Here is a 14,245-nt window from a genome sequence, read left to right on the forward strand (position 1 = left end):
CGACCCTGCGGTCGAGTCACCAAAAATACAGGAATGTTCCCAATGGATTGGCAACGGATGATTCAGCGACTGGCTGGTCGCAGCCGTCGTTCGACGAATGAATTACGCTCTCGCCGGCGAGCATTGAAACTCGAAGCGTTGGCAAAACGTCAGCTGTTGGCTGTCGACATTGGGGCCGTTTCCGGAATCGCCTACACCGATTTGACGGGCGATGGTCTAAGCGGTGATGATCCCCGGTTGGAAAGCATCACGGTCGAGCTTTACAGCGACACCAATGCCAACAACACCTACGACAGTGGTGTCGATACGCTAGTCGCGACGGACACGACGGCGACATCCGGCGACCCGGTTCCTGGCGAGTATCGTTTCGATGATTTGGCGGCCGGGACTTACTTTGTTGTCCAGGGTTCGGCGGGAGCCAGCATCACCGTACCGTCACCTGCGATGGTGACCGTGACCGCCGATGATGCCGATGGAGAAACGATCGTCACGATCGATGACTTCACCACCGGTGCCCAATTGATCACGGCAAGTGGAGGCACTACGCAAACCGATAGTCAGACGGCCGCCAACGCGCTCGGCGGATCACGTGACGTCGAGTTGATCCATACCAACGGCAGTGGCAATACGACTTTTCAAGTCGATAACGGAACCGAGCTGTTAAGCCTGAGCACCGGCGGTGGTGCGCTGTCGCAGGCGACCGTGGAATATGACGGGGCTGACGGAGCGTTCGGATTAACCGTCCCACCGGGATTCGCGCCCGTTTCATCCTTGGCCGGGGGAACAGCAGGAGGAGCTGTTCCGACCAACACAGGGATCGAAGTATTAGCGCGAGCGGAAAATCAAGACGAGACGATGACGGTGATCGTCTTTACGTCCGCAACCGAAGCATCGCAGATCGACATCACGATTCCACAGGATCCGTCGCTTCAGTCGGTCTTTGTTGACTTCACCGATCCCGGATGGGCAACGTCGGGTTTCGCAGGTGTGGTTAGCCCGGCGGACTTCAACAGTGTGATCGCGATTCGGGCGACCGCGACCGTGACGCTTGCGGACAACGACATTTTCTTTTCCGTTGTCGAATCGCGTGGACCGGATCCGATCGAAGTCAACCTTTCCAATACTCAGCTGTTGCAGTTGGGCGGAACCGTCTTCGAAGACTTGGGCGGTGGAGCAGATTCCAACAACGGGACATTGGACGGTACCGAAAGCGGAATTGCCGGCGTCACTGTCGACTTGTATGCCGAGCCTGGTGGAGGCGGCGCGATCGATCCCTCGTCCCAGGTTGCCGTTGCGACAACGACAACCGACGTGAACGGCGACTATGTCTTTACCGATTTGGACGCGGGCAACTATCTGGTTGTTATTCCCGATTCCGATTTCGGCAGCGGGCAACTGTTGTTCGGATATGAATCGAGCACCGGAAACGATCCCGCACCTGATCCGGACGACGACGTCGATAGCGATGACAACGGTACCGTTTCCGCAGGCGTCGGAGTCGTTAGCCAGGAAATCACTCTGGTTGCGGGAAGCGAACCGAACAACGACGGCGATACCGACGTCAATACAAACTTTACACTCGACTTGGGTGTAACGCCGACGATCGATTTGGAGATCACAAAAACGCTCGATTCGGGAGCGTCAACGTTGATCGCTGGCGGTCAAGTGTTCTTCGACATCGATTTCGGGAACAACGGTCCGCTCGATGCAACGAATGTTGTCATCACCGACTCAATTCCTGTCGGGATGACGATCAACCAAGGTGCTTCCAATTTTGGCGCATTCACCCCAACGATTGTCGGTCAGGACATCAGTGTTGCCGTCGGAGCCTTGGCCGTGTCGGCGACCGGCTCGATCCGAATCGCAGTGGACATTGATGCCGGTCAGACGGCGGACTTGACCAACACCGCGACCATCGCTGGTGATCAGGTTGAAACCGACAGCACGAATAATTCGGACAGCGCTCTGGCTGATCTTGAAGAAGCCAACCTGTCGATCACCAAAGACGACAACACGACCGGTTCGGTCATCGCCGGTGAACAGTTCACCTATACGATTACCGTGTTCAATGATGGGCCCAATACGGCCACCGGCATCGTAGTAACAGACAATCTGCCAGCGGACCTGTCATTCGTCAGCGCATCGTTCACGACCGGTTCAGGAACCGTGACCGAGACGCCCGCAGCCAGCGGTCAGTTGACAATCAATGTTGATGACTTGGCAGATCAAGCCAGTGCGGTCATCGACGTGATTGTCTTGGTCGATGCGGCCGCCGGGACATCGATCGTCAACACCGCAACCGTTGTCGGCTCGCCGGATATCGACCCGGACACGAGCGACAACACCGCAACCGAGACAACCCCGGTTGTGCGGAACGTTGATGTCGGTGTGACCAAGTCCACCACGGACACTGCCGTCGCCGGCAGCAGTCTGACTTATACCTTCGCGGTAACCAACAATGGTCCAGGCGATGCTCGCGCCGTAACGGTGACCGACACCTTGGATTCTGCATTGACGTTTAGCTCGTTTGATGCCGGAACGTCGGGCGTCACGATTACCCAGAATGGTCAAGACTTGACCTTCGACGTCGGAACACTCGTCGACGGTCAAACGGAAACGTTTACGATCACGGTTGACATCGCTTCGTCAGCAACCGGGACGATTAACAACCAAGCCGACATCACCACCTCGGACAACGATACGCAAGCGAGTAACGATAGCAGCGATATCGATATCGTCATCAATCGAACCACCGATTTGATTCTGACCAAGACTGTCGATTCGGCGACCGCGATACCAGGCCAGGACACGCTGACCTATACGATCACGATTGAGCATGACACGGACAGTATTAGCGATTCGGGGATCGTAACTGTGACCGATGTTTTGCCAGCGGGATTGACCTTGGGACAGATCTCCGCGCCGAATGCGACATCGCAAGGCTTTGACAGTGGATCAAGCACGATTACGGTCGTCTTTGATCCGATCGCGATCGGTTCGACAGAGTCCTTCACATTCACCGCAACGGTGGACGAAGATGCGACCGGAACGATCGACAACACGGCAACACTGTCGGTGGCCGGTGGAGATATCGATACCAGCAACGATAGCGATGACGCCCAATCGACGCTTTCGCCCGAATTCGATGTCACGATCGCAAAGAGTGCATCAGATTCGACGCCGGCTTCGGGTTCCAACGTTACTTACACGATCGATCTGACGAACGATGGGCCGAGTACGGCCACCGGAGTGATCCTGACCGACGATATCCCATCAGGTCTGACATTTGTCAGTGGGACCTTGGATGGTCAGTCGGCGACATCCAACGGAACGACGGTGACGTTCCCTTCGGTCACATTGTCTGACGGCGAAACGAAGTCTGCGACATTGGTTTTCACCGTTGGTGCTACCCAAGACGGGACGATCACTAACACCGCATCGGTGACGGCGGATGCCGGAGAAACCGATACGTCCAACAACAGTGATTCCGTAGACGTGACGGCGACGCCAGAAGCTGATCTGACTGTCGCGAAAACAGTCGATTCGGCAAACGCACAAGCCGGTGACACCTTGGTCTACACCATTACGATCACCAACGACGGGATTTCGACGGCGGAAGGCGTGACGGCCGCGGACGTCTTGCCGAGCGGTTTGACGTTCGTCAGTGCGAATACGCCGGGTGGCGAAACGGTAACAACGAACGGTCAGACGGTCAGTGTGGACGTCGGCGATATCGTCGCCAGCGGAACGTTTACATTCACCATCAACGCGAGCGTCGATAACACGGCGCCAGCGACTGTCACGAACACGGTTTCTGTCCAAACCACAACCGGTGAAACTGATTTGACGAATAACTCCGCGACAGCAGAAACCGCTGTCGAGGCGTTCCAGAGCTCGATCGGTGGTGTTGTCTATGTCGACGCAAACGACAACGGTGTTCAAGATTCGGGTGAAGCCGGAATCGCTGGCGTTACGATAACACTGACTGGGACGAATGTCTTCAACGAGTCGGTTACACGTGTCGTTACGACCAACGATGACGGCGAATACTTGTTCTCGCAACTGGCAGCGGGAACTTACGACATCACCGAGACTCAGCCAGAGGACTTTGTCGATGGCCAAGAGACCGCAGGGACTGGTGCTTCAGCGACCATCAATCCCAACGCCTTCAACAGTTTGACCTTTGACGACAGTCCGGGCACCGCAGTCGATTTTAACTTTGGTGAAATCGCGGCGGTCCTGTCAAAACGACGTTTCCTCGCTTCTTCCTGATAACGCACTCATGACTTGTTTATAGCAACGTGATCGAAAATGCTGCCAACGGGAGCCGGTGGTGAATGTAGCAGCATGCGAGTCGGACGCGACGAGGAAATCAGTAACGCACGGTCTTTCGGGGGGAAGGCCGTGCGTTTTCTATTTGCACAGGGATCAAAATCTGGATTGGGTTGTTGATCCAATCATTCTTTGCTCGATCAATCTTAGTTCGACGCAGCAAACGGCCACTCGGTGAACGGCACATAGACTTGGTAGGTCCCATCGCCCAGGTAATCCCCCAGCCAATCATCGCGAGCGACGATGGTTGCGTTATCAACCAACGTCGCTGGAATCCGGCTGGGGCCGTTGGAAATTAAACTGACTTTCGCGATCCAATTCGCTCCCGATTCACGAGAGTGACGATCGGGTTGAATCGTCGCCAATGTCACGGAAGGACGTAGGTCTGGACTTCCCTGCGGACTGATGATCGACCGAGCATTGATTTGATTCGGATAGACGACTTCAGATCGATTCAGCTGCGCAACGTACCAAGTCGATGGCAATTGAAGATCAATTGTCATTGCACCGAAATGTCGATCAGAACCGTCAATTGCGAGTTGCAGTTTGCTTGGTGTGTCTGGCGGCGTTTGAAAGTCCAAGAGATAGCTGCATTGACCCGCCAACGGAATCAGCCGAGGTTCGTCTTCGTTCGGGCTCTGGACTTTCAGGAAATGCTCACCGCTCGGAACGTAAACCTTCATCGGCTTTCGCGGTCGAGCTGCGATGACGAAGAACGGGACATCAAGCCGAGGCATTTCCTCGGGCGTACGACATGGTTCAAGCAGTTGCGGTAGTAGCCGATCGTGGCTGCGCCCCCGCTGGCCAATGAATTCCATTCTGTCGACGGCATCGTGCATCTCGTTGACTGCGGTTGAGGCTGCCTCGATCTGTCTTTTGATAGACCGCGATCTTTCTACCAAGAACCCGAGAACGGACAATTGAATGCCAACCATGACGCAGAATAAGACCTTCAGACGGTAGCGTTTCTTGCGTCCTGGTGCCGGTGAATTCGATGTCATTGGTCAGCACTTCCTTCGATTGGATCGGAAGGAAACGGCTGTAAATCAGATGAACGATCACTGAGCCAAACAGCGAGCCAACGCTGGTCACGTTCATTGCCGTTTGCATCAATTTCGATTTTGATGTCGCCCTGTGGTGCGCGATTCGGCTTGATCTGCAAACCGAGCACAGGAAGCCTCTGGCTATCGTTAAATGTCTGCTTGGATTCAATCGCTGCAACCATCCAACGCGCGCTCGTTTTGAAAGGGAATCTAAATGTCAATCCATCGATCTTGATCTGCAACGTTTCGTCGCTGTGAATCAACGCGATGCCGTGGGGCTGTGCCGAAAGACGGCGCTGGAAAGATTCCGCCGCCAGAAGCTCGCTATCTAGAATGCGTGATGAATATGGCGGCTCTTCTGTCGATTTGATGATGCCGACTTTTAAAAAGCATGGGCGAGTTGCGGGAACGTTCAAATGGTATTGAGTGATCAGCCCCAGTTCCCTTTTCGATCCAACCCATGAAAGCTGTGGGAACGATTGAATCGCAAAAGTTTCCGGAGTGAAAGAGATCTCGTCGATTTGTTTTTGCCGAACGGCGATGATGTTCTTTTGGGCAATCTCGACGGCTTCGTTCAGAATCGCTTCTTGCTCGAACAACTTGGTATGTCGATCTTTGACACCTGGCATGTCCCACTGAAGTCGTCTGGTCAACTGCTGGTGGACTATCTGAGCTTCCTGCAGTACAGATGTTGCGCGTTGCAAAGTGGTGTAGCGTTGCCAGATCGCAAAGCTCAATGAGACGACCAGACTGATTGCCAGAAGAGAGCGGATCGAAAACTGCATTGTCGCAACCAATCAAGCCAGGTTCGATCCTAGCGATTTTGAAGCCGGTTTTGCATAAAGCACAGCGTCTGGAAAAGCATCTCCGTCTTGGGCATCGAGACGCCGACTTCTTTGGCGGCAGCGATTGGGTTTGCAAGGATCGCCTGCAGCTCCATCTCACGACCAGCTAGATAATCCAATCGCATGCTGCTGTCGTACGGAACCATGGTCCGCGTATGATCGATTGTTTTTTCGATCCAGCTATCGTCGATCTGGGCACCGCTCGCGACTGCTGCTCGGTGGACTTCGGTGATGATATCGCGGATCAGTGCGACGCTACATTCGTCCCCGATCAATTTGTCGGTCGAGGCATCCAAGGCTACAGACAAACCGTTAAACGGGATGTTCCACATCAGTTTGCGCCAGCGGACGAGGTTTAAGTCGTCGGAGGTCTGTGCTTCGATCCCGGAGGCAACAAGTTCTTCACAGATGCGTTCGGCGAGGCCAATCGAATCGGGAGAGTTTTGGAATGGGCCAAAGACGATGCGTCCATAGTCGATGTGCCGAATATGGCCGGGGCCAACCTTGTTGCTACACAAGAAACAGCAACCGCCCAGCACGCGTTCGGGGCCGAACAGATTGGCGACCTGAGCTTCGACGCCAAGTCCGTTTTGCAAAACGAGCACCACACCTCTGTCGCCCATGGGGCTTGGCAATAGACGAGGCAACAAGTCATTCTTGACGGTTTTCAGCGCCAAGATGGTCACGTCACATGGCGGAAGGTTTTCTGCGGATTGGTAAACATTGACGTCGGGCAGTTCGAAGTCGCCCCAATGACTTTCGATGTTCCATCCGTGTTCTTTGACATGATCAAAATCGCTTCGACAAAGGAAGTGAACCTCGTGGCCTTGGCGTGCGAGCATGGCTCCGTAAAGGCCGCCAACGGCGCCGCTTCCGATGATTGCGTAACTTAGTTTTGACATTGTCTATGGTTGGTGCGAATGGGGCCAACTTGAGCCATTCTGAACGCGGGCTCGCTAGGCTTCTTCACCGTTTGGAGACGACTCAAGTTTGTTTGCCTCAAGTTCTTTCAAGGCAATCTTGTCGCGTTCCAGATCGTCTCCGGTCACTTGGTCTTCATCCAAGTTGGCTTCGGCGAGCAACATGATCTCTCCCATCTTTTCGCGATCATATTTGAAGTCATCCATGATGAACTTTTTGGACTTCCCATCGACTTCGTAATGAATCTTGGCAATTCCCTTCTCAGCCCATTTATGCTTGTCGATTTTGGAAATCGCTTCGATCGGGACGACTTGGCCTTTGCTGTTTCGGATGATCGTCTCGTCGCCTTCGACCCAGGTTCCCTGGCCTGACATGTATTTTAGCAGTGCGGGAATCGCAAAGATCCCGCATAGGACTGCCATCATGAATTGGCTGCCGATTTTGTGCCGCATCTCTTCAGCCGAATTGGCGGGTGTCCGGGTCGGCCAGCCCTTTTCGGTCGCCAAGTCTTTCCAGGCATCTTGCCGGCCGTCTTCGGGCAATGCTTCATACGCCTCTGACATGCTTAGCTTTTTAGGGTAGGCAACTAAACCGTCGTATAGACAGTAGGCGCCAAAGGCGATGCATCCCAAAAAGACGAATAGGAATTTTCGAAAGAACGGCGTGTGGACTTCGGCGCGAATCATTGACGGGAATGTCGAACGGGTAGGGGCAGCGTTTATTTGGCGATGATCGTCGGAAGCCGAAACTGAACAGGTAGCTTTTCGCGTTTGTTGCCGACGTCAAATTCACAACGACGTCCAGCGGGACGGCAGATAGCCACCGCAGGGAGCGACAAGCCGGGCAGTGTTAGCTTCGACAGATCTAGTGTAGACAGCGGGATCAATCATCCGTCGACCAGGCATACCGACCGTTGTGGTGCAACTATTATGCTCGCTGGACGCCTGAGGAGAACCCACGCAGCTGCCTAACTCTTTGCGGAGCTACCAGCTGGGCTGCAAATCGATCGATAGTATTCCACGCTTTGCTGGAGTCCTACGTCGATCGTCACCGAAGGCTCGAACAGCAAATGCGTTCTCGCTTCGGTGATATCAGCGAGCGAATCTTTGACGTCGCCAATTCTGGGCGGGTCGTGGATCGGCTGAATATCCTGCCCCAAGATCTCGCGAAGGTTTGTCAGCAGATCCAACAGTGTCGTGCGGCGACCGCATGCGATGTTGAACGTCTTGCCCGAGATCCCCGGAACGGTTGCCGCCAGTAGGTTCGCTCGAGCGACGTCACCGACGTAAACGAAATCTCGCGACTGTTCGCCATCGCCGTAGATGATCGGGCGTTCGCCAGTAAGGATCATCGAGACGAAGCGTGGGATCACCGCGCTGTACTCGCTTTTGGGATCCTGACGCGGGCCATAGACATTGAAGTATCGCAGGATAACAGTTTCGACGTCCGAGGTACGAGCGAAGGATTGCATGTACGCTTCGGCAGATAACTTGGCTGCCGCATAGGGGGACAGCGGCGCAGGCGGGTCGGATTCCCGTTTGCTAACCCAGGTCGAGTTCCCGTAAATCGCACTCGTGCTGGCGACGACAACACGCCGGATGCCGTGCTCCTGAGCTGCGGCCAGCAAGTTGACGGTGCTTGTTGCGCACCAGGCGTGACACAGTTGCGGTTCACGCATGCTCCGCGGAACGCTCGCCATCGCGGCGAGGTGAAAGATGTAGTCACAGCCTTTTGTTGCGTCCATGACGGTGTCAGCACACGCCGCGTCTCCTTCGATCAGTTCGACTTTGGCGTCATCCGGGCGGTGTTCCAGGTTGGTTCGAAAGCCGGTGCTGAAGTTATCCAGGATTTGAACGCTGGCGCCTTGCGCCAATAGTGCATCGACGACATGTGAACCGATGAAGCCCGCACCGCCAGTGACGAGACATCGTGAGCCTTTCAGCGAGGCTGCTGATTCGGGAAGCGTAAACGGAGCAGTCATATTGGAACGTAGGGGTGTAGGGCTGTAGCGAATCGGTGCAGAAGCGAATCGGTGACGAACGCGAAGCACCATTAGAGTGGTCGCTGGATTGTTCTTGTCAGTTCGCATTCACGCAAGGCTGTGCATAAAACCGTCGCCCGCCTTGTCGCAATTTAGGGGATCAAGAGATTTAACGAATCTAGCGATCAGAACACTCGAAACCTTCATGCTCGAAAGTGTCGCTATTCGCCCGAGAATATGTGGGTCAGCACGGATTTGACGACTCTTGGCCGATTTTGACACCCGTGAAACTCAAAACCGCTATGGACCTCACAAATTGAGGGTTAAACTACAACAGCACGGGGTCCGGTACTTGTTGGGAGAACTGTTTTGACAGGGCTCCGGGACAGCCAGGCCCAAAATGACTGCCCCACAAACAATTGAGCTGAACAAGTCGACCTTTCGTGCGTCTAAGGTGACGGATTGCCCTAAGCGACGCTGATTCGCTGGATGAATGCTTGTGTCCAGGTTTCTTCGCGACCAGACTGCCGACCCCCGACTGGCACCCTGACCAGCCGGTCAACTCAAAGCTCTGCCGAACAAGACATTTCCCCACATGATCGCAGAATCATCGAAACCCGAAACGAGCCATCGCAATCGTCAGGTTTCCAGAAGCCGTCAAATCTCGCCTGCAGCTCAGCCGCTTGATATCGCCGGTGCACTTTGGCGATATCGCTGGGCGGTTGTCCTCCCGGCGATCCTGTTTGGGGTCATCGGCTTCCTCGCTTACCTAAAGCTGGAGGAAACCTACCGCAGTTCCACACGGCTGATGGTTGAATCCATCCGCCCACCCGTGCTGGACACTGTTACAGGTGAAGTTCTTGGCGGTGTGCCCGATATCGAAGTATTGCAGGCACAGTTGTACAGTGATCGTTTGGCCAAAATGGCGTTCGAGCATCCTCGCATGCAGCCTTTCAAAGAGCTGTATGACAACAACCTGAATCAGTTTTCACGCGACGTTCAAAAATCGTTGTCGCTTGAACCCGAAGTCACGGACGTGAAATCTGCACAGTCGTTGATCACGCTGTTGCACTTCGATCACCCGAATCCCGAGCACTGCGAAGCGGCGACACATGCTTACAGCGATTCGTTGCAAGAGTTCTACAACGAACGACACAAGAACACGCAGCATGGCCTGACCGAGGTCATGAACAAAGCCATCAGCGAGATTCAGCCTAACTTGGCAATGATCGAGCGACGCTACAACGAATTCCGCCGCGACGCTCCGTTGGATTGGGACAGCGAAGGCAACGCGATCAACCCGCACCGGGAACGTCACCTGTCGCTTGTGGAAGAGCGGTCCAAGCAATTCCAGCTGTTGCGTGCTCAGGAAATCGTGCTGGGCCAAATGGAAGGCGTGATCGAGCAATCCAAAGATCCACGGATCGTGTTGAACGTGATGAGCCAGTTGCTCGGCGTGAAAGTCAACACGGTTTCGGACAGCAAACGTGAACCAGACCCACTGGTCGGCGACAGTGCCCTGGCCGCAATTGACGTGCAAAAGACGTTGTTGCCTCTAATGGTCGAGCGAAACATGAACGCTCGGGAATTCGGTGAGTCTCACCCGACGGTCAAGGCGTTTGATGAGCAACTTGAAACCACGCGTGACGAATTGCTCAGCCTGGTCCAACAGCAATCCGATCGTATCACGCAACTGCGCGAGAAGTGGTACGAGGCCATGTACGGTGATCCGATCGCCCGTGCGAAGGAAACCGTCGACGCGGTTCTGTATTCACACAAAACGATGGTCAAGATGCAGCAATTGCACATCAAAGAACTTGATGAGCAAATCGCATTGGAAAAACGCGAAGCGGCCGAATTGGCCCAATATGAACAAGAAAACGCAGGCATGGTCCGAGAGATCGAACAGCACCGCGAGCTGCTGCACCAGTTGACCGAAAGCCTTCGCAAAACCAAGCTTAGCGACGACGAAAGCGTTACGCAGATTCACGAGCTTTGGGAACCAACCCGAGCCAGCTTGGTCGGACCGACATTGTTGAAGACCGTCGGTTTGGGAACCGTGCTAGGAATCCTGCTCGGCAGTGGCCTTGCTGTTCTGCTGGAAAAGAACGCCAACACATTCCGCGACCCAGAAGAGGTCAGTGCGACATTGGGCGTAGCGATTCTGGCACACGTACCATATTTTCGCGGCAAGCGTCGCAAGACCAAGAAGGGCGAACTGGATCCCTACAAATCGCTTTCGACGGACTTGGCGGTGGTTCATCAACCGGCCAGCATCACTGCCGAAGCGATACGTTCTTTGCGTACGGCGACCTTCTTTGACATGAGCGGCTTTGACCGTGGCCGAATCATTCAGGTCACCAGCCCACTGCCTGGCGACGGTAAAAGCACGATCGCGTGCAACCTTGCCTGCTCGATCGCCCAGAGTGGCAAACGGGTCTTGGCGATCGATTGCGATTTGCGTCGACCACAATTGACGGACAACTTTGCCAGTGAAGACAAGCTTGGTTTGACCAACGTCTTGAACGGTGAATGTGATCCGCTGGACGCCGCCCATGCGACTCCGCTTCCGAAGTTGCACGTGATGCCATCGGGGCCGATCCCATCCAACCCGGCAGAAGCGTTGACCTTGCCGATGATGAACGAACTGTTGGACTACCTACGTGAACAGTTCGACTACATCATCCTTGACACGCCGCCGTTGTTGGTCGTCACCGACCCAAGCATCACCGCCAGCATGGCCGACGCCGTTGTGCTTACACTGCGGATCCGCCGTAAGAGCAAGCCCAATGCACGTGAGTCGCTGAATATCTTGAACGGTATCGGTGCGAACGTCTTGGGTGTGGTCATCAACAACTCAGACGAGGCGACCGGTGCGGACGGATATTCCGGCTATGGCTACTACCGATACGGTCGTTACGGCGGTCAGTACTATCGTCGCAATAACCAGGGAACTCCTGCGACCGTCACGGTAACGAATAATCGCTCGTTGAAGAAATCCGGAAGCAGCAGCTCCAACGGGTTTGCGTCGGAGCAGATCGCTACCAACGGATCGAGCAGTAACAGTTCGACCGCCGTGTTGCAAACCAAGACCAAACAGCTGCAATTGGATTCGGAAACGGACAATCTGGATCAGTAAGAAGCTACCCACCGCTTCAGTGCATGATTTGAACTGAGCCGTGCTTCGATAAGGTTGTTGGGTACGGTTCGTTTGTAAATTGAATACTCGAACACCGTCACCCAACACCATGTCGTCTGCGGATTCTCCCCAGGTGGAGAGCTCGGCTGCAGAGCCACCGATCTCTTCATCGTCCGGTCGCGATAGCTCATTCACCCCACACCCCAATTGGCGTTGGTTCTGGTTGGCACTCGGCATCGTTTCGGTGCCATTGCTGGTCCCATACCTGATGACGCTATGGGCAAATCCCAGCTATCACTACATGCCATTTGTGTTTGGCATTGTCGGTTGGCTGGCTTATCAACGGAGCGATGGGCATCTCTATCCGCCACGCGGGACTACCAGTTGGTTGGCAATCGCGTTCGGATTGTTCTTGGTGGTGTTTGGCGCGGTATTGAAGTTCCCTTGGTTTGGCGGCGTCGCGTTCGTCATCTTTGCTGCGGCGATGCTGCGATCGATGCGAGGCCCTTCTGATCGGTCCTTGCTCGTTCTCGCACTGCCATTGCTTTTGATAATTCAACTGGTCCGTTTGGACACGTTGTTGGTCATTCGGCTTCAGCGAATTACCACTTGGATGTCCAGTGTTTTGCTGGATGGATTGGCGATCCCACACGCGGTGGCAAACAATGTCATTCAGCTTGCCGACCGAGAGCTTTTCGTGGCGGAGGCTTGCAGCGGAATCCAGTCCGTTTTCACACTCGCCTTTTTAGCGCTCGCGGTTGTCGCTTGGAGGCGTCGTCGGATTTGGACAGCGCCGATCTACTTGGCCATCGCATGTTTGCTTGCCGTGTTCTCGAACGTCATGCGAGTGACCGTCGTCGCTGTTGCGGAGAGTTCTTACCAGATTGATCTCGCTCAAGGTTGGCCGCACGAATTACTCGGCTACATCGCACTCGCGTTGTCGTTCGGATTTCTGTTGTCGTTCGACTACTTGATCACCACCATGTTCCATGAGGTTGCCGACGAAAGCGACTACAACCCGCTGGTGAATGCTTGGAACTGGATCGCGGTTCGACAGGGTGACGAGGATGGTAGTCGATCGACACAGCGAGAAACGGTTCAGTGGAATGAATCTGATCGGAAAGGTTTCTTATTTGAAAAAGCGCAGGGGCTCGTACTCAATCGAAATGCTCAGATTGCTTTCCTAGTAGTCATCGTCTTGATCGGTGGTTTGTCGATCTATCAAGTCGCTTCGTCGCGTCGCCCGGAAGACCGTGTCCAAGGTGAAACTGATTTGGTGTTTGACCCACCGAGCGACCTTATTGGCGCGTTGCAAACGTTGACCGTGGTAGGTCATATCTCCAACCGCAATTACGAAGTTCCCTACCTGGGAGCGAACTCCGACGTCTGGGAGTGTTCCTGGGATGACATGACCGCCCAGATCGTACTTAGTCAGCCACACCAAGGTTGGCACGAATTGTGTGACTGTTACGAGCGTCTGGACTGGGATCTGTTAGATCGCGATATCAAATCACCCGACGCGATGGATAGTTTTGAAGTCGAAGCTCGCAACCCCGATGCTTTGAATACGACCTACGTCGTTGCAAGATTCAAGCAAGGTCCGACGGCACGCGGCTATCTATTGTTTTCGGGGATCGGTAGTGACGGGACATTGATAGACGCACCCAACAGTTTGGCCGCTTTCACGCACCGTGTTTGGAACCGTATCGATTCCACAGGAGTTTGGGATCAGAACGAAGTGTTGATGTTTCAGATGTGGGTGATCGTTCCGGACAAGCTTGACCCCAAGCGGCTCAGCGCGTTGGAACAAGACTTTATCGCCATGCGTGCCAAGATCGCCGATGAAATTGCGGCGAACGCTGGGCGTCAGCTCCCTTCTGTGAATACACCGAAAACGGAATCAAACCCGACCGCCGCGATACAGACGCAAGTCGAAAGCGAAGTCGCTGCCGGAAACGCACAAGCCACTGCGGAGGTTCACTGA

Annotated in this window: 8 protein-coding genes; 3 read left to right on the forward strand and 5 right to left on the reverse strand. The window is 54.5% G+C overall.

The window, feature by feature from the left end; all coding sequences use genetic code 11:
• Nucleotides 1-57 precede the first annotated feature (57 nt).
• Nucleotides 58-4,272, forward strand: coding sequence for a beta strand repeat-containing protein (locus LOC67_RS13620; RefSeq protein WP_230263156.1), 4,215 nt, complete (start codon nt 58-60; stop codon nt 4,270-4,272).
• Nucleotides 4,273-4,478: 206 nt separating this feature from the next.
• Here LOC67_RS13620 and LOC67_RS13625 read toward each other — a convergent pair whose 3' ends face one another.
• The 5 genes from LOC67_RS13625 to LOC67_RS13645 all read right to left on the reverse strand — a co-directional run bounded on the left by LOC67_RS13625 (nt 4,479) and on the right by LOC67_RS13645 (nt 9,230).
• Nucleotides 4,479-5,333 (reverse strand): hypothetical protein, encoded by an 855-nt coding sequence (locus tag LOC67_RS13625; RefSeq protein ID WP_230263157.1) that lies wholly within the window; start codon nt 5,331-5,333, stop codon nt 4,479-4,481.
• On the reverse strand, nt 5,330-6,160 hold the full coding sequence (locus LOC67_RS13630) for a hypothetical protein (RefSeq protein ID WP_230263158.1): 831 nt from the start codon (nt 6,158-6,160) through the stop codon (nt 5,330-5,332). The genes LOC67_RS13625 and LOC67_RS13630 overlap by 4 nt, the downstream gene beginning before the upstream one ends.
• Nucleotides 6,161-6,189: 29 nt before the next feature.
• Nucleotides 6,190-7,122 carry a putative 2-dehydropantoate 2-reductase gene (locus LOC67_RS13635; RefSeq protein ID WP_230263159.1) on the reverse strand — a complete coding sequence of 311 codons (933 nt, stop codon included), beginning with the start codon at nt 7,120-7,122 and terminating at the stop codon, nt 6,190-6,192.
• 54 nt (nt 7,123-7,176) lie between these two features.
• Entirely contained in the window at nt 7,177-7,827 is a 651-nt protein-coding gene (locus LOC67_RS13640; protein ID WP_230263160.1) for a hypothetical protein, read from the reverse strand.
• A 281-nt stretch (nt 7,828-8,108) separates the two neighbouring features.
• Nucleotides 8,109-9,230, reverse strand: coding sequence for an SDR family oxidoreductase (locus LOC67_RS13645; RefSeq protein WP_410001136.1), 1,122 nt, complete (start codon nt 9,228-9,230; stop codon nt 8,109-8,111).
• 487 nt (nt 9,231-9,717) lie between these two features.
• Here LOC67_RS13645 and LOC67_RS13650 point away from each other — a divergent pair, with 487 nt between their 5' ends.
• Nucleotides 9,718-12,261 (forward strand): polysaccharide biosynthesis tyrosine autokinase, encoded by a 2,544-nt coding sequence (locus tag LOC67_RS13650; RefSeq protein WP_230263161.1) that lies wholly within the window; start codon nt 9,718-9,720, stop codon nt 12,259-12,261.
• Nucleotides 12,262-12,340: 79 nt separating this feature from the next.
• Nucleotides 12,341-14,245 carry an exosortase U gene (gene xrtU / locus LOC67_RS13655; protein ID WP_230263162.1) on the forward strand — a complete coding sequence of 635 codons (1,905 nt, stop codon included), beginning with the start codon at nt 12,341-12,343 and terminating at the stop codon, nt 14,243-14,245.

The sequence above is a fragment of the Stieleria sp. JC731 genome (assembly GCF_020966635.1).
Taxonomy (GTDB): domain Bacteria; phylum Planctomycetota; class Planctomycetia; order Pirellulales; family Pirellulaceae; genus Stieleria.